Source organism: Bacillus sp. MYb78, from assembly GCF_002975115.1.
Lineage (GTDB): Bacteria > Bacillota > Bacilli > Bacillales > Bacillaceae_G > Bacillus_A > Bacillus_A cereus.
This window is the reverse complement of sequence record NZ_PCOB01000024.1, coordinates 14,774-30,694: the sequence shown is the minus strand read 5'-3', so window position 1 is coordinate 30,694 and position 15,921 is coordinate 14,774. Positions and strand designations below refer to the sequence as shown.

The window sequence follows — 15,921 nt, the reverse complement described above, 5'->3', positions numbered from 1 at the left end:
TCTTTTTACTACGAAAAGTGGAGGGAACGTCATGAAAGAATATAAAAGAATATTGTTGCCGTTACGAAAAGAGAAAATATTAGTAATGGCAGCTGTATGTAGTGGGATAATTGCTGCCATTTTAAATTTATCACGCCCAATTTTCATGGGATTAATTGTAGACAATCTTATTCAAAGGGAGCTAAAAGGTGCGTATTTATATATAGCTTTGTTTGCGGGTATTCGCTTTTTAATGTGGACGAACAATCTTTTATTTGATTATATAAGCTCAAAAGCCAGTCAACGTATATTACAAACGAAACGTATAGAATTATTGCGTCACTATTTCTCATTACCGTTTGAAGAGAGTGAGAAAATTAAACAAGGAGAGTTAGAGACGCTAGTTGTATCTGATATTCCGAATTGGATTAGGTTATATAGTTCTATATTAATAGAATATATACATGCCATTGCGCAATTTATAGGTGCGTTCATAGCACTAAAACATATAGATATACAGTTCATATTGTGGGTAACTCCGTTTTTATTTTTCAGTGCAATTGTTCCAATACTGATGGGAGAAAAGGTAAGGGATATTGCAAGCATTGCTCAAAAAAATCAATCGAGTGTTGTAGAGATGGTGTCACAGTTTGTAAAGGGTATACAAGATTTACGTAGTTTACAAAAAGAAAAATGGGCCATTCGCTTCTTTAAAGGAGTAACGGCACAATCTTATAAATCGGAAGTAAAGAAGACGATGATGCAACATTGCATTGGAGTAGTTGAAACAGTGATTGAAACAGGAGCATATATCGTTGTTCTCATTGTAGGTGCACAAAAAATAATGAAAGGGGAAATGGAAGTTGGTTCACTTGTTGCAGTGTTAGCTACAATTGAAATGCTCTTTTTCCCAGTCCGTTACGTGGGCGATTTATTAATGACGACACAAGTTGCAGTCGCTTCGGCAAATAGAGTTTTTTCCTTTTTAGATAAACGAGTGGCAAATAGTAATGTAGAAAGAGCGATGGGGATGATAATAACAAATGTTTCATTTCAGGAGAGTGAAGAAGAGAAATGTAGAATTAATAATATTGATTTGCAAATTAATCCTGGTGAATTCGTTATCATTGTCGGAGAAAGTGGTGCAGGAAAAACAACGCTTTTAAAATTAATGACAGGTTTGTATAAACCATCTAACGGTAGTGTTGTTTATTATGGTCAAAAGGCTCGAATGACTACAGTGTGGCAAGAACCACGTTTTTTCCGAACGACGGTAACAGAGAATATGTATTTCGGGGAAGAGGGTTTAGAAAATCAGTTAGAAAAAAATAGTGAACTTATAAATGCAACGCCGATTATTAGAGGGTTACCTGAAGGGAGTCAAACTGTGCTACATAAAAGCGGTGAAGAGTTTTCAGGAGGCGAAAGAAAACGTCTTGCATTATTACGAGCAATTGGTTCAAATCCGAATCTTATTATTTTAGATGAACCGAATGCGGGGTTAGATCCGAGTAATCAAGAAACTGTTTGGAATATGATTGAAGGACTAGGAAGAGATGTAACGAGAATTGTGGCAACACATGATGTAGAGAAAGTGATACTAGCGGATCGTGTTGTCATAATGAGAGAAGGAAGTATTGTTGCATGTGGAAGTCCTGAAAAATTAATAAATAGTCATTCATTTTGAAAGAGATGTGAATAAAGATAAGAGCAGTGACCTTATCTTTATTCAACATCATTTATTTGATATTGGATAGATTCTGAATGATTTAGATCTACGTTAAAAGTAGCAGTCATAAGGAAAGTGGCAATTCCAAGAATTAAGAAAAGGACGAATGAGACTAGAGAAATGTAGAGACAAATACGTCCTACTTTCTTTTTTTCAAGATCGTTACTAAAGAGTGAAATGATCCATGTAATAATACCGATTGGATATAAAAGAAAACTAAGAATATATAATGTTATTTTTTCGAATGAATTCATAAAAAATCCCCCTTTTGTTGAAGTTTATATAAGTACGAAAGTAAAAAGGTGAATGGGCCCATAAGAAGATAAACAACATTTCATCTGTTTTTCTAATTATATGATAAAAAGGAAAAAATCACACATTAAATAAGAATATTCTAATTATTTCGACTCTGAATATTTCCAAGCTTGTCCGTATAAGCTAAAATAAGGTATATAGCATTTTGATGAATGTGTTGAAAGAAGATAAATACGTTAGGGTGATATAAAATGTGGCGGAAGCTTACGATTATTGTAGTGTTACTTTGTTTAGCGGGATATGCAGCTTATGAACAGTTTGGTAATAAAGAGCAGGCGGTACAAGGGAAGCAAGAAAAAAGTGAAGCTGCGATGAAAGAGATTATCGCAAGGAATGGTATTGAGATAGGGAAGAGTGCACCAGACTTTGAGTTAACTAAGTTAGATGGGACAAATGTAAAGTTATCGGATTTAAAAGGAAAGAAAGTAATTTTAAACTTTTGGGCTACGTGGTGTGGACCATGTCAGCAAGAAATGCCTGATATGGAGGCTTTCTATAAAGAACATAAAGAAAACGTAGAAATTTTAGCAATCAACTATACGCCTTCAGAAAAAGGTGGGGGGGAAGAAAAGGTAAGTAATTTTGCTAAAGAAAAAGGAATTACTTTTCCTGTTTTATTGGACAAGAACATTGATGTAACGACAGCGTATAAAGTAATTACGATCCCAACTTCGTACTTTATAGATACAAAAGGTGTCATTCAAGATAAGTTTATTGGGCCGATGACGCAAAAAGAGATGGAAAAAAGGATTGCGAAATTAAAGTAATGGTGAAAAGGTAGAGATGGAAAGTAGCCATTTCTGCCTTTTCTTTTTCAAGTAGTGAAAGCTTCATGATATGATAAAAGAAATATAATTGTTAAGAGATAAAGGAGTGTATGGAGTGGGGAATATATCCTTACCGTTAGATTATGTTGTAATTGATTTTGAAACAACAGGATTTAACCCTTATAATGATAAAATTATTCAAGTTGCAGCAGTGAAATATCGTAATCATGAACTAGTAGATCAATTTGTTTCCTATGTGAATCCAGAACGTCCAATTCCGGACCGAATAACGAGTTTAACGGGTATTACTAATTATCGTGTTTCAGATGCGCCGACGATTGAAGAAGTGTTACCTTTATTTTTAGCATTTTTACATACAAATGTTATTGTCGCCCATAACGCTTCTTTTGATATGCGCTTTTTGAAAAGTAATGTAAATATGCTTGGGCTGCCCGAACCTACAAATAAAGTAATTGATACTGTATTTTTAGCAAAGAAATACATGAAGCATGCGCCTAATCATAAACTTGAAACGTTAAAACGAATGCTTGGCATTCGTTTAAGTTCTCATAATGCATTGGATGATTGCATTACGTGTGCTGCTGTTTATCAAAAGTGTGCAGCTATTGAAGAAGAAGGGAACCGAAAAGTAAATAAGGCTGTGCTTGATGAAACTGCGGTATACGAAGCGGTGAAAGAAATGCTTGCACGTAATAAACGTAATGTAGAATGGCTACGTTGTATGAATGTAGGAAGTTATTTAGATATAAAAGCTTTTTATCCAGTTATGAGATTAAAGGTAAAAGGGCGAAAGAAATATGTATTAACAGAGATATTAGAAGATGATGTGAAAGAAATATGTACAAGCTTAACATGTGAACCAGCGTTAAATAGTGAAGCTGGTAATACGAGAATTATGCTGAATAGCTTAGAGGATGTTATGAAATTAGAAAGTTATATTTTAGAACAGTATGATTTTGTATTACAGGCGCTTCATGATTATAAAGAAAATGAAATGAATGCAGATGAAAAGTTGAAAGAGTATTTAAACGTTATGGTATAAAAACTCCGTGTGCTATTTTGAAGTGAACCCGAATTGTGGTACAGGAAAAAACATCTTCTGAATTTGCATACTAAGTATGTAAATTTGACGGAGATGTTTTTCATTTAAAGAGCAGAGTACATTACTGAGCATAAGTAATGTGGTTGGTTTGATATTGAAAGCCCCCATCATTTTAGTCATATCTAAAATGATGGGGGCTAATTTGTTTTCTAGTTAGTCACTTATTCAAAGAAAATTTGTTTAGTTACCTTACAAATTTTCTTTGAATAGTTCTGGTAAAAAATTACTGAACTCACTCATTTCTTCTACATTGTGTTTATATAAACCACTTAGATTAATAAATGGTGGTAACCCTTTCGGGAAAATGAATGTAGAAGTCATTACTGTACCGTTCTCGAATTTTTCATATTGATGTATTACTTGTGAAATTACATCGTCATGATCATCTAAACATGAACCCATTAAAACATGACTGTAATGTGTATTTATAGGACAATCTTTAGGGTCTTCCCATCTAATTCTTAGCGGGAATTCTAGTCCATCCCCAGCAGATTCAATTGAAGCTGATATGGCTCCTACATGCCCATGCACTTTAGGATCAACTAACCATTTAAAATCAACATGTTCTTCTGGGTGCCATAGTTTATATCGTTCAGAGTTATCGATATTATCCCACCACCAGTCAATCATTTCTGGTGTTACGTTATTCAATTCATGTTCAACTACTATTGATACTTGGTTTTTCATTTTTGTACCTCCTATTTTTTAACCAACATAGTGTTGGTTATTTATATTTGTTATTATAGTTTGTATATTTCATGTGTTCAATAAACAGAAATAGTCGATCTGTTGTATTTTGAACACTTTATAAAAATATGTCTAAAAAAATTAGAAGGGAAAAATTAGAAAAAGCATACATTAATTTACGTATAGCTCGTACTGAAGAAGCAATACGTAATGCACGAACTAAATTAATATATGAAAAAGGATGGATTGCATAGGGTAAGGATATTACAACTAAAGCCAATAGTAATCGAGGGATATTTGCTCGGAAGTCAAAATATTTTTCGAATTAAGATATGGATGAAATGGTAACGTATTGTTAAAATATGTAAAAAGCACTAAGTGAATTGCAGCGGATGCTTTAGGTGTTTTGATATGTGTCTAGATTTCGTAAGTGTTGCAATATATTGTACACGGAGTTTTTTTAGGAGTACTAAAACATAAAATTTTCTTACAAATCTGATTAAAGAGTTTTTCGTTTGCTCATACTATGTAATAAGAAAGCGAAGGAGAGAGGGTGAACAACATGAGAAGAAGTCGCCGTAAATCGTTTGAAGAACTTGTAAATGAAAATAAACAACAATTATTAAGCGATCGTGATGCAATTGATCGCATTGAAGAGCGCATTGAAAAACGTTATGAAATGAAACTTTTTAAGCAAGCTGAATAATTCTTAACACTAGTACGATACTAGTGTTAAGGAGGCGATAGTAATGGGTAATCCGAAAAAAAATTCAAAAGACTTTGCACCAAATCATATTGGAACACAATCGAAAAAAGCTGGTGGAAATAAAGGAAAGCAAATGCAAGATCAAACAGGTAAACAACCGATTGTTGATAACGGTTAAAAAGGAGAATGTTATCATTCTTCTTTTTTGTGAGGAAATGAAAGATGAGTTTTTAGCAGTAATATGAAAAAAAGGGCTGACTTTTGTCAGCCTTTTTTCGTAATCGTAAAATTTTCAACGAGTAAACGCCAATTTTGCGGGATTGGTAAACCGATTTTCCAGTAACTAATACCGCCTATACCTTGTTCTTTCATTAAATTGAATTTACTTTGAACAGACCGTGAATCTTCAAACCAAACTTCGTGTTGCACGCCGTTTTCATCAAAATAATTAAAATGAGGAGCTTGGGCTGCGAAATCATAACGAATAGGAACATTATATTTACGAGCTAGTGCAACAGCTGCGACAGAGCTAATTGCTTTTGCGGGTGGATTTCCTTGTTTAAATGGAAGCTTCCAATCAAACCCGTATAAATTTTGCCCCATCATAATTTTTTGTGGAGGCATTTGAGATTTTGCATATTGAAGTACTTCTTTCACTGGACCGATAGGAGAAATCGCCATCGGTGGACCGCCTTGCCATCCCCAGTCATATGTCATAATGACGACGAAATCAACAATTTGCCCTTGCGCTTTATAATCGTGAGCTTCGAAAAATTTTCCCTTTTGATTTGAACTTGTTTTCGGTACGAGAGTTGTGCTCAATGTATACCCGCTAGGTAAGCGTGTTTTTACATTTCGTAAAAAGCGATTATACGCCTCGCGGTCTTCAGGTGCTACACTCTCGAAATCGAAATGAATGTCTCGCATGCCATATTTTTCAGCTGTTTGCAAAATGTTAGTAATAAATTTGTTTTGAATCGTTGCGTCGCGTAAAATAACTGATGTTAGATCGGCACTGAAATTACCATTTTCAATATTTGTAATAACGAGCATAGGGATTGTTTTACCTTGCGTTGCAATATTAGCGATTTTAGCTGTTTCAGTAGGTTCTTTTAATGTGCCATCTCTTTTTGCCTCAAAACTAAAATAAGCTAAGTATGTTAAGAATGGATTGATGGCACGTGTAGCATTAACTAAACTCTCTTTAATCGGTATAGTTGAAGGTTGTAAATAAGCGATGGATTCTACAGCTCGTTTTGTACCTTTTGGTACGTATAATTGTTGTCCGACATGGAGAATAGATTTTAAAGATAAATTATTAACTTTAGCTAAACTAGCGAGGGGGACATTATATGTTTGAGAAATTCGATATAGGCTGTCACCAGGCTGTACATAATAATTATTCCCTTTCGTATTAACGATAAGTGCCTGACCAACAACGAGTGTTTCAGCTGGATTTAATCCATTGTCTTTTACTATTTCGTCAGGTGTTGATCCATATTTTGATGCCAAGCTATATACGCTATCACCACTACGAACAGTTACAATTTGAATCATATGCTGGCTCCTTTCGGGAAAAGATTCACTATTTTTATTTTATTTTTGATGTCACTGTATTATGATTAAATGTATGCAAGGTAGCAGAAGTGAAAGAAGGCGAATATACATATGTTTGTAGCAGAACATGAAGTTGAAATCCGTTATGCGGAAACAGATCAAATGGGTGTTGTTTACCATTCAAACTACTTAGTGTGGCTTGAGTTAGGTCGCACGAAACTTATACAAGATTTAGGTTTTTCATATGTTGAAATGGAGAAAGAAGGAATTATTTCTCCTGTGTTAGATTTACAAATTTCATACCGTAAAGCGATGCGTTACGGAGAAAAAGCAATCGTAAAAACATGGGTAGATACTGTGAGCCCACTTCGCGTTGTATATGGATATGAAATATATAATGGTGATGGTGAACTTTGTATTACTGCAAGTACAACGAATATTTGTGCGAAAAAAGAAGGGTTCCGCCCTGTATCATTTAAAAAGTTATATCCTGAGTGGTATGCGAAATATGAGGAAATTAAGAAAAAATAAAAAAGCGTGGCAGAAGCCACGTTTTTTTATTTTTCATAATTAAATTGTGGGAAGTCGTCACCTTCGTTAAGTGTAACAGATAAATTATGTCCATCGAAGAACCATTCATCATCGCCTTCAATAAAGAAGTTAATACCTTCTTCTTGAATTTGAACAGCAGGATGTGCAGGATCATCTTTACGAATACCTAAAGAAAGTCCTTTTTGCACAGTACTACAACCACCGTATTGTACGAAAAAGCGTAGTGTTTCATTTGATTGTAAGTTTAATTCATTTTTATACCATTGTGCTGCTTCTTTTGTTACGGAAAGATTCATGTATAGTTCCTCCAAATTATGTTGCTTTTCTTTAGTATAAAAAATAACGCAAAAAGACGCTATTAATATGCTTCACGTTTTCTTTTTGCGTTATGTGGGTTACGATCTTATTTTTGCTTTTTTGAAAAGTTTGCTTTTGGTTCAGTTTTATTTATAATTCGTCCGATATTTGCACGGTGTTTATAAATAACCATACCTGCTAATAAACACATCGCAATAATGAAGATTTTATCCCCGCTAACAATGGATGCAATAACAGCAACAACTGCTGTTACCATAGAAGAAAGTGATACGTATCTTGTTGTAAATAAAAGGGTGAAAAATACAACAGCCAATATTGCAAAAACAACTGGTGAATAGCATAATAGCACCCCAGCAGAAGTTGCAACTGCTTTACCACCACGGAATTTCGCGAAGATCGGGTAGACATGTCCAAGAACAGCCGCTAACCCGAACCATAGTGGGTGAATATCTAATCCGAAAATCATTGGTAGACTTGTTGCTAATGTCCCTTTTAAAATGTCAGCAATTGTAACGGTAAAACCTGCTTTTTTCCCTAATGTACGGAATGTGTTTGTTCCGCCTAGATTACCGCTCCCGTGCTCACGAATATCGATTCCGTAGCCAATTTTTCCAACAACTAGTGCAAATGGAATCGAGCCAAGCAAGTAGGCAACGATAAATAAAAGATATGTAGTAACCATAAGTTCAGTCTCCTTTATTCAAATGTGTTGATAAAGGGTAAAAAGAGTTTTTCCCGTATATTGTACCATACATTTGTAAAGAGCACATTTCTTTTTTGTAAATGAAAAATTCATTATTTCGTGAAAAAAATTTCACAGTAATGTTACATTTCTCACAGAAACAGCAAGACTATATGTAGTAACATTTTAATCAAAAGACAACAACATATTGGTGGAGGGTTATAAATGTTACAAAATAATACACGTGGAGAAGAATTAATGAAAGTGTTCGAGACGATAGTCCACGGCAATGAACAAGATTTAATGCAAGAAAATGCAAATGTAGACGGCCGCTCTCCAATGGGTGTAATGGGAACGTTCGCATCTGAGAGTGCAAAATATTATGCTGTTGAGAATTTATTGTCAGATCAAGTGAAAAAAGCGATAAATGAAAATATATTATATCCACATGATTTAGATTTTTATGCGACAGGAACGACGACTTGTTCGCAAATTCCGTTAGCGCAAATGCTTGCTAACGGTTTTCATACTGGACATGGACATATGAGACAGCCACAAGACATTAAAAGTGCATTGGCTCTTTCGTCTATTATTTTTCAAGCGAATCAAAATATGCAGCATGGCGGTCAATCGTTTGCACTCTTTGATATTGATTTAGCACCTTATGTACGAAAAACAATTGAGAGACATAAAAAACGATTACAATCATATCCGCTTACGAAAGAACAAATAGAAGAATTCGCATGGAAAGAAACGGAAAATGATACGTATCAAGCGTGTGAGGCTTTCGTTCATAATTCGAATAGTATGCATAGTAGGGGCGGAGGACAAGTACCGTTTATTTCTATTAATTACGGAACAGATACATCAAAAGAAGGAAGAATGTTAATTAAACAACTATTAAAAGCGACACAAGCTGGACTTGGTAAAGGAGAGACACCAATTTTTCCGATTCAAATTTTCAAGATGAAAAAAGGTGTGAATTTTGAAGAAAGTGATCCGAATTACGATTTATTTGAATTAGCATTAGAGACAACTGCAGAGCGATTATTCCCTAACTTTTCATTTTTAGATGCTCCGTTTAATGCAGTGCATTATGATGGAAGACCAGAAAGTGAAGTATGTTACATGGGATGTCGTACCCGTGTTATGTCTAATATACATGGAGAAGAAACAGCGATTGGTAGAGGGAATTTATCATTTACGTCTATCAATTTAGTGAAATTAGCGTTAATTAGTGGTTCAAAAGAAGCATTTTTTGAAGCGCTAAACTACTATTTAGATTTAGGAATTAAGCAGTTATTAGAAAGATTTGCGTATCAATGTACGAAGCGAGCAAGAGATTTTCAGTTTTTATATTCACAAGGTGTATGGCGTGGTGGAGAAGCATTGCAGCCTGAAGACTCCGTAGCTTCGATTTTAAAACAAGGGACGTTAAGTGTTGGTTTTATCGGTCTTGCGGAATGTTTAGTAGCTTTAACAGGAAAGCATCATGGGGAAGATGAAGAATCATGGAAACTTGGGTACGAAATTATTTCCTTTATGAGAGATAGAATGGATAAAGCGACAGAAGAACATCAACTGAATTTCTCGATAATTGCAACTCCAGCAGAAGGATTATCAGGAAAGTTTGTGAAAAAAGATAGAGAAGAATTTGGCGAGATTAGCGGTATAACGAACCATAATTACTATACGAATTCATTCCATATTCCAGTTTATTATAACATTCAAGCGATAAATAAAATCCGTTTAGAAGGCCCGTTCCATGCTCTCTGTAATGGAGGACACATTACGTATATTGAACTGGACGGAGCAGCGATGCATAACAAAAAGGCATTAAAACAAATTGTACAAGCCATGGCAGAACATGGCGTTGGATACGGTTCAATTAATCATCCTGTTGACCGTTGTAAGTGCTGTAGTTATCACGGGGTTATTGGAAATGAATGTCCAAGTTGTGGGAATGAAGATGAGGCTAATATAGAAAGAATTCGCCGTATAACAGGCTATCTTGTAGGAGATATGTCGAAGTGGAATAGTGCGAAACGTAGTGAAGAGATAGATCGGGTGAAACATAAATGAAAGTGATGAATATTATTCATGATAGTGTAGTAGATGGAGAAGGATTGCGGACAGTCGTGTTTTTTGCGGGCTGTCCGCATCGTTGTGTCGGTTGCCATAATCCAAAATCGTGGAATATTTGCAACGGAACGGAAATGACAGTAGAAGAAATTGTGAAAGAGATTGCAAGTAATCCATTAACTGATGTAACATTTTCAGGTGGAGATCCATTTTTTCAAGCTGCTGAAGTGAAAAAGGTAGCAAAAATCGTGAAAGATTTGAAAAAAAACCTATGGATGTATACAGGTTATACGTTAGAAGAGATACAGAGTTCTCAAAATAATGATATGATAGAGTTGTTACATTATGGGGATGTTTTAGTCGATGGAAGGTTTGAAATTGAGAAAAAAGATTTAACACTTCCATTTCGCGGAAGCTCCAATCAACGTATTATTCGATTGAAAGAGTAAAAAGGCGGGATAGATTATATGAATAAAACAGTATTGCTTGTTGAAGATGAAAGAAGATTACGTGAAATTGTTAGTGATTATTTTCGTAATGAAGGCTTTGAAGTAATCGAAGCAGAAGATGGGAAAAAAGCGTTAGAGTTATTTGCAGAGCATGAAATTGATTTAATTATGTTAGATATTATGTTACCGGAAATAGATGGATGGTCTGTTTGTAGACGAATTCGAAAAGAATCAGCAGTACCAATTATTATGTTGACAGCGCGTTCGGATGAGGATGATACATTGCTAGGTTTCGAATTAGGTGCAGACGAGTATGTAACGAAACCATTTAGCCCGAAAGTGTTAGTAGCTCGTGCAAAGACGTTATTGAAACGTGCGGATGGTGCGGTAGGTGTAGCGGAAGAAAATGCTATGTCTTTAGCTGGAATTGAAGTGAATCGTCTATCTAGAACTGTTTTAGTAGATGGAGAAGAAATTATATTGACACATAAAGAATTTGAACTTCTTGTTTATTTAATGGAGAACAAAGGAATCGTTTTATCACGTCAACATTTATTAGACCAGTTATGGGGATATGACTATTACGGTGATGACCGAACGGTTGATACCCATATTAAAAAACTTCGAAATAAGTTAGGAGATAAAGCGAAGCATATCGGTACTGTTATTCGAGTTGGTTATAAATTTGAAGAATAATCTAGAACGATTTGTGTAATTTAGCCTAGGGAAATGGCGATTTTATACTCTCTTTTGAAGGTAGAATGTACAAAAAATACTTTTCTTGTCTACAATGTTAGATAGGAGTATTTTTTTAATTGGATTTCACGATGAGTTCACAAGAAGGACACAAAACGTGACTATACTGAAAATACGAATTCACCAGAGAGGGGAAATAAAACATGGGATATTACGACGGACCAAATTTAAATGAAGAGCATAGTGAAACGAGAGAAGTGAGAAAATCAGGTAGTAAAAAAGGCTATTTCTTCACAGGTTTAGTGGGAGCTGTAGTCGGAGCGGTTTCGATTAGTTTTGCAGCACCATATATGCCATGGGCTCAAAATAATGGAGCACCAGTATCATCATTTAGTTCGGATTCAAAAGTAGAAGGTACTGTAGTTCCTGTTGTAAATAAAGCGAAAAATGAAACTGATTTACCTGGTATGATTGAAGGAGCGAAAGACGTTGTTGTAGGTGTTATTAATATGCAGCAAAGTGTTGATCCATTTGCAATGCAACCGACAGGTCAAGAACAACAAGCTGGTTCAGGATCAGGTGTTATTTATAAAAAAGCAGGAAATAAAGCATATATTGTAACAAACAACCACGTAGTAGATGGTGCAAATAAACTTGCTGTAAAACTAAGTGATGGTAAAAAGGTAGATGCAAAGTTAGTAGGGAAAGATCCTTGGTTAGATTTAGCTGTTGTTGAAATTGACGGCTCTAATGTGAATAAAGTTGCAACTTTAGGTGACTCAAGTAAAATCCGTGCGGGTGAAAAAGCAATTGCAATCGGTAACCCACTAGGATTTGATGGAAGTGTAACGGAAGGCATTATTAGTAGTAAAGAACGTGAAATTCCAGTTGATATTGATGGCGATAAACGACCAGATTGGCAAGCACAAGTTATTCAAACAGATGCAGCGATTAACCCAGGTAATAGTGGTGGTGCATTATTTAACCAAAATGGTGAAATAATTGGGATTAATTCAAGTAAAATTGCACAGCAAGAAGTTGAAGGAATTGGATTTGCTATTCCAATTAATATCGCAAAGCCAGTTATTGAATCACTTGAAAAAGACGGAGTAGTAAAACGTCCAGCTCTTGGAGTAGGTGTCGTTTCGTTAGAAGATGTGCAAGCTTATGCAGTCAATCAATTGAAAGTACCGAAAGAAGTAACAAACGGTGTTGTATTAGGTAAAATTTACCCAATATCACCGGCAGAAAAAGCTGGTTTAGAGCAATATGATATTGTAGTAGCATTAGATGATCAAAAAGTAGAAAACTCACTTCAATTCCGTAAATATTTATATGAAAAGAAAAAAGTAGGCGAGAAAGTAGAAGTTACATTCTACCGTAACGGTCAAAAAATGACGAAATCGGCTACTTTAGCAGATAATTCAGCTACAAAGAATCAATAATCGAAATAAAAGAAAGTCTCTTTCATATTGAAAGAGACTTTCTTTATCGGCTATACTAAAGGAATAGGAGGGATTAATTATGACAATTGAAAACCCAACTCGTACGGAAATTGGTGAAGTGTTAAAGAGAAGCAAAACAATTGCGGTTGTTGGATTATCAGATAAGCCAGAACGTACATCGTATATGGTTTCAAAAGCAATGCAAGATGCTGGATACCGTATTATTCCAGTTAATCCAACAGTAGATGAGGTGCTTGGAGAAAAGGCAGTTTCTTCACTAAAGGATATTAAGGAACACGTTGACATAGTAAATGTATTTCGTCGCTCAGAGTTTTTAATGGATGTTGCAAAAGAATTTGTAGAGATTGATGCAGATGTTTTTTGGGCACAATTAGGAGTACAAGATGAAGATACATATAAACTTTTAAAAGAAAAAGACTATACTGTAATAATGGATCGTTGTATTAAAGTAGAACATGCGATGACAAAATAGTATAGATTTAAAAGTAGAAAGATTGATTCAGCTCTCATTATAGATAAGTAGGGCCGATGAACGAGGTGTTCATCATGAGATTTTTTAAAGGCTGTTTTTGGGGATTGTTATTTGTAATCCCATTTTGGATCTTGATCATTTGGATCATAATAAAGGTTTGGAATGTGTAATCTTGGAATACATATCCATTTCTCGTTGACAAACGATTATTTTTCTGAAATAGTAGCCTAGAGGAATCCTTGTGAGAAAACAAGGATTTTTCTATTGAAGATGGTATATAAAAGAGATAAGATAACTTGCCAAAACTATAGTCGAGGCGTTATTCTATAATAGAAACATATGTTCTGATTTTGGATTAGGAAAGGGGCAAGGAGTTTGGCGAAGCATCAGTTCCAATATAATGAAGATGCGATTCAAGTGTTAGAAGGACTTGAAGCCGTTCGAAAACGCCCGGGTATGTATATCGGGAGTACGGATAGCCGTGGATTGCATCATTTAGTATATGAAATAGTAGATAACTCCGTTGACGAAGCGTTAGCGGGATTTGGCGACGAAATTTCAGTCGTAATACATAAAGATAATAGTATTAGCGTTATAGATAAAGGGCGAGGAATGCCTACGGGAATGCATAAACTTGGGAAACCTACACCTGAAGTTATTTTAACTGTACTTCATGCAGGTGGTAAGTTTGGTCAAGGTGGCTATAAAACGAGTGGTGGTTTACACGGTGTTGGGGCATCAGTTGTAAACGCTTTGTCAGAATGGTTAGTAGTAACAATTAAACGTGATGGTAACATTTATGAACAACGCTTTGAAAATGGTGGTGTTCCTGCAACGACGTTAGAGAAAATCGGGAAAACAAAAGAGTCTGGTACGACAATGCACTTCAAACCAGATACAACGATTTTCAGCACGACAAATTATAATTATGAAACATTATGTGAGAGATTACGTGAATCTGCATTCTTATTAAAAGGAATGAAAATCTCGATAAAAGACGAACGTAATGATTTAGAGGATGTATTTCATTATGAAACAGGAATTGAAGCTTTCGTTTCATATTTAAACGAAGAAAAAGATTCAATTCACCCGGTTGTATACTTCACTGGTGAACAAAACGGGATTGAAGCAGAACTAGCATTCCAGTTTAATGATGGTTACTCAGAAAATATTCTTTCGTTTGTAAATAACGTACGTACAAAAGATGGTGGAACACACGAAGCTGGATTTAAAACAGCAATGACGCGTGTGTTCAATGAGTATGCTCGTAAAGTTTCATTATTAAAAGAAAAAGATAAAAATTTAGAAGGTACAGATATTCGTGAAGGTGTAGCGGCTATCGTTTCTGTACGTGTACCAGAAGAAGTACTTCAGTTTGAAGGACAAACGAAAGGGAAACTTGGTACAAGTGAAGCTCGTTCTTCTATTGATGCCATTGTATCAGAGCATTTAGCTTACTTTTTAGAGGAAAACCCGGATGTAGCTACACTTCTTGTGAGAAAGGCAGTTAAAGCAGCGCAAGCACGTGAGGCTGCTCGTAAAGCGAGAGAAGAAGCACGTAGTGGTAAGAAGAAGAAAAAATCAGAAGGTACGTTAAGCGGGAAGTTAACACCTGCACAATCACGTAATCCTCAGAAAAACGAATTGTATTTAGTAGAGGGTGACTCTGCTGGTGGTTCAGCGAAACAAGGACGAGACCGTCGTTTCCAGGCCGTATTACCATTACGTGGTAAAGTAATTAATACAGAGAAAGCAAAGCTTGCTGATATCTTTAAAAATGAAGAGATTAATACAATCATTTATGCGATTGGCGGCGGTGTAGGAAATGAATTTGATGTTGAAGATATTAACTACGATAAAGTTGTAATTATGACCGATGCCGATACGGATGGAGCTCATATTCAAGTATTGTTATTAACGTTCTTCTACAGATATATGAAGCCACTTATCGAAGCGGGTAAAGTGTTTATCGCACTCCCTCCTTTATACAAAGTAAGTAAAGGAAAAGGTAAGAGTGAAGTAATTGAATACGCTTGGTCAGACGAGGAATTAGACGGTGTAACGAAAAAAGTTGGAAAAGGCTATATGTTACAACGTTATAAAGGGCTTGGTGAAATGAATGCGGATCAATTATGGGAAACAACAATGAATCCTGAAACGCGTACATTAATTCGCGTGAAAATTGATGATGCAGCAAGAGCAGAGCGTCGCGTTACAACATTAATGGGCGATAAAGTAGAACCGCGCCGTAAATGGATTGAACGTAATGTACAGTTTGGTATGCAAGAAGAAGGAAATATTTTAGAAAATGAAATGATTATGGAGACGGAGGTGGAATAAC

The 15,921-nt window shown here is 35.4% G+C and carries 17 protein-coding genes; 12 read left to right on the top strand and 5 right to left on the bottom strand.

Features of this window, described 5'->3' with window-relative positions:
- Positions 1 to 31 precede the first annotated feature (31 nt).
- Positions 32 to 1,666 (top strand): ABC transporter ATP-binding protein, encoded by a 1,635-nt coding sequence (locus CQ064_RS28060; RefSeq protein WP_000666382.1) that lies wholly within the window; start codon positions 32 to 34, stop codon positions 1,664 to 1,666.
- 38 nt (positions 1,667 to 1,704) lie between these two features.
- On the opposite strand, the gene CQ064_RS28055 is transcribed toward CQ064_RS28060, so the two are convergent.
- Positions 1,705 to 1,962 (bottom strand): hypothetical protein, encoded by a 258-nt coding sequence (locus tag CQ064_RS28055; RefSeq protein WP_001083876.1) that lies wholly within the window; start codon positions 1,960 to 1,962, stop codon positions 1,705 to 1,707.
- A 252-nt stretch (positions 1,963 to 2,214) separates the two neighbouring features.
- Between CQ064_RS28055 and CQ064_RS28050 the strand changes: the two genes are divergently transcribed.
- Positions 2,215 to 2,790 carry a TlpA family protein disulfide reductase gene (locus CQ064_RS28050; protein ID WP_000269086.1) on the top strand — a complete coding sequence of 192 codons (576 nt, stop codon included), beginning with the start codon at positions 2,215 to 2,217 and terminating at the stop codon, positions 2,788 to 2,790.
- 115 nt (positions 2,791 to 2,905) lie between these two features.
- Positions 2,906 to 3,853, top strand: coding sequence for a 3'-5' exonuclease (locus tag CQ064_RS28040; protein ID WP_000526912.1), 948 nt, complete (start codon positions 2,906 to 2,908; stop codon positions 3,851 to 3,853).
- Positions 3,854 to 4,102: 249 nt separating this feature from the next.
- Here CQ064_RS28040 and CQ064_RS28035 read toward each other — a convergent pair whose 3' ends face one another.
- Positions 4,103 to 4,600 (bottom strand): DAPG hydrolase family protein, encoded by a 498-nt coding sequence (locus CQ064_RS28035; RefSeq protein WP_000795982.1) that lies wholly within the window; start codon positions 4,598 to 4,600, stop codon positions 4,103 to 4,105.
- Between the two features lie 562 nt (positions 4,601 to 5,162).
- Between CQ064_RS28035 and CQ064_RS28030 the strand changes: the two genes are divergently transcribed.
- Together CQ064_RS28030 and sspN are read left to right on the top strand one after the other, a co-directional pair.
- The gene (locus CQ064_RS28030) at positions 5,163 to 5,306 is read left to right on the top strand and encodes an FbpB family small basic protein (RefSeq protein WP_001254699.1); all 144 of its coding nucleotides are present in this window, start codon (positions 5,163 to 5,165) and stop codon (positions 5,304 to 5,306) included.
- Positions 5,307 to 5,349: 43 nt separating this feature from the next.
- Positions 5,350 to 5,484, top strand: a complete 135-nt coding sequence (gene sspN, locus CQ064_RS28025; RefSeq protein WP_000527987.1) for an acid-soluble spore protein SspN — start codon at positions 5,350 to 5,352, stop codon at positions 5,482 to 5,484.
- Between the two features lie 86 nt (positions 5,485 to 5,570).
- Here the strand turns inward: sspN and CQ064_RS28020 are convergent, their stop codons facing one another.
- Positions 5,571 to 6,863 carry a glycoside hydrolase family 18 protein gene (locus CQ064_RS28020; RefSeq protein WP_000614854.1) on the bottom strand — a complete coding sequence of 431 codons (1,293 nt, stop codon included), beginning with the start codon at positions 6,861 to 6,863 and terminating at the stop codon, positions 5,571 to 5,573.
- Between the two features lie 111 nt (positions 6,864 to 6,974).
- Here CQ064_RS28020 and CQ064_RS28015 point away from each other — a divergent pair, with 111 nt between their 5' ends.
- Positions 6,975 to 7,394, top strand: a complete 420-nt coding sequence (locus CQ064_RS28015; RefSeq protein WP_000495812.1) for an acyl-CoA thioesterase — start codon at positions 6,975 to 6,977, stop codon at positions 7,392 to 7,394.
- Positions 7,395 to 7,420: 26 nt separating this feature from the next.
- On the opposite strand, the gene CQ064_RS28010 is transcribed toward CQ064_RS28015, so the two are convergent.
- On the bottom strand, positions 7,421 to 7,711 hold the full coding sequence (locus CQ064_RS28010; protein ID WP_001054453.1) for a HesB/YadR/YfhF family protein: 291 nt from the start codon (positions 7,709 to 7,711) through the stop codon (positions 7,421 to 7,423).
- A gap of 107 nt (positions 7,712 to 7,818) precedes the next feature.
- Positions 7,819 to 8,415 carry a glycerol-3-phosphate 1-O-acyltransferase PlsY gene (gene plsY / locus CQ064_RS28005; RefSeq protein WP_000258974.1) on the bottom strand — a complete coding sequence of 199 codons (597 nt, stop codon included), beginning with the start codon at positions 8,413 to 8,415 and terminating at the stop codon, positions 7,819 to 7,821.
- 225 nt (positions 8,416 to 8,640) lie between these two features.
- On the opposite strand from plsY, the gene CQ064_RS28000 reads away from it, so the two are divergent.
- From CQ064_RS28000 to parE, 6 genes are all read left to right on the top strand, one after another.
- Positions 8,641 to 10,497, top strand: coding sequence for an anaerobic ribonucleoside triphosphate reductase (locus CQ064_RS28000; protein WP_000940080.1), 1,857 nt, complete (start codon positions 8,641 to 8,643; stop codon positions 10,495 to 10,497).
- Positions 10,494 to 10,946: an anaerobic ribonucleoside-triphosphate reductase activating protein gene (nrdG, locus tag CQ064_RS27995; RefSeq protein ID WP_000867078.1), complete on the top strand. Its 453-nt coding sequence runs from the start codon at positions 10,494 to 10,496 to the stop codon at positions 10,944 to 10,946. The genes CQ064_RS28000 and nrdG overlap by 4 nt, the downstream gene beginning before the upstream one ends.
- Positions 10,947 to 10,964: 18 nt before the next feature.
- Positions 10,965 to 11,642, top strand: a complete 678-nt coding sequence (locus CQ064_RS27990; protein WP_001044679.1) for a response regulator transcription factor — start codon at positions 10,965 to 10,967, stop codon at positions 11,640 to 11,642.
- Positions 11,643 to 11,845: 203 nt separating this feature from the next.
- The gene (locus CQ064_RS27985) at positions 11,846 to 13,087 is read left to right on the top strand and encodes a S1C family serine protease (RefSeq protein WP_000542643.1); all 1,242 of its coding nucleotides are present in this window, start codon (positions 11,846 to 11,848) and stop codon (positions 13,085 to 13,087) included.
- A gap of 79 nt (positions 13,088 to 13,166) precedes the next feature.
- Complete coding sequence (locus tag CQ064_RS27980; RefSeq protein ID WP_000151397.1) at positions 13,167 to 13,580, top strand: CoA-binding protein; 414 nt, start codon at positions 13,167 to 13,169, stop codon at positions 13,578 to 13,580.
- A gap of 375 nt (positions 13,581 to 13,955) precedes the next feature.
- Positions 13,956 to 15,920 (top strand): DNA topoisomerase IV subunit B, encoded by a 1,965-nt coding sequence (gene parE / locus CQ064_RS27970; RefSeq protein WP_001062198.1) that lies wholly within the window; start codon positions 13,956 to 13,958, stop codon positions 15,918 to 15,920.
- Position 15,921: the final 1 nt, after the last annotated feature.

Excerpts from the sequence above, each read along its gene's own strand:
- CQ064_RS28060 (WP_000666382.1), top strand. The coding sequence starts at position 32 with ATGAAAGAATATAAAAGAATATTGTTGCCGTTACGAAAAGAGAAAATA.
- CQ064_RS28050 (WP_000269086.1), top strand. The coding sequence starts at position 2,215 with ATGTGGCGGAAGCTTACGATTATTGTAGTGTTACTTTGTTTAGCGGGA.
- CQ064_RS28035 (WP_000795982.1), bottom strand. The coding sequence starts at position 4,600 with ATGAAAAACCAAGTATCAATAGTAGTTGAACATGAATTGAATAACGTA.
- plsY (WP_000258974.1), bottom strand. The coding sequence starts at position 8,415 with ATGGTTACTACATATCTTTTATTTATCGTTGCCTACTTGCTTGGCTCG.
- CQ064_RS28010 (WP_001054453.1), bottom strand. The coding sequence starts at position 7,711 with ATGAATCTTTCCGTAACAAAAGAAGCAGCACAATGGTATAAAAATGAA.
- CQ064_RS28055 (WP_001083876.1), bottom strand. The coding sequence starts at position 1,962 with ATGAATTCATTCGAAAAAATAACATTATATATTCTTAGTTTTCTTTTA.
- CQ064_RS27990 (WP_001044679.1), top strand. The coding sequence starts at position 10,965 with ATGAATAAAACAGTATTGCTTGTTGAAGATGAAAGAAGATTACGTGAA.
- CQ064_RS28000 (WP_000940080.1), top strand. The coding sequence starts at position 8,641 with ATGTTACAAAATAATACACGTGGAGAAGAATTAATGAAAGTGTTCGAG.
- CQ064_RS28015 (WP_000495812.1), top strand. The coding sequence starts at position 6,975 with ATGTTTGTAGCAGAACATGAAGTTGAAATCCGTTATGCGGAAACAGAT.
- CQ064_RS28020 (WP_000614854.1), bottom strand. The coding sequence starts at position 6,863 with ATGATTCAAATTGTAACTGTTCGTAGTGGTGATAGCGTATATAGCTTG.
- CQ064_RS28030 (WP_001254699.1), top strand. The coding sequence starts at position 5,163 with ATGAGAAGAAGTCGCCGTAAATCGTTTGAAGAACTTGTAAATGAAAAT.
- CQ064_RS27985 (WP_000542643.1), top strand. The coding sequence starts at position 11,846 with ATGGGATATTACGACGGACCAAATTTAAATGAAGAGCATAGTGAAACG.
- sspN (WP_000527987.1), top strand. The coding sequence starts at position 5,350 with ATGGGTAATCCGAAAAAAAATTCAAAAGACTTTGCACCAAATCATATT.
- CQ064_RS27980 (WP_000151397.1), top strand. The coding sequence starts at position 13,167 with ATGACAATTGAAAACCCAACTCGTACGGAAATTGGTGAAGTGTTAAAG.
- nrdG (WP_000867078.1), top strand. The coding sequence starts at position 10,494 with ATGAAAGTGATGAATATTATTCATGATAGTGTAGTAGATGGAGAAGGA.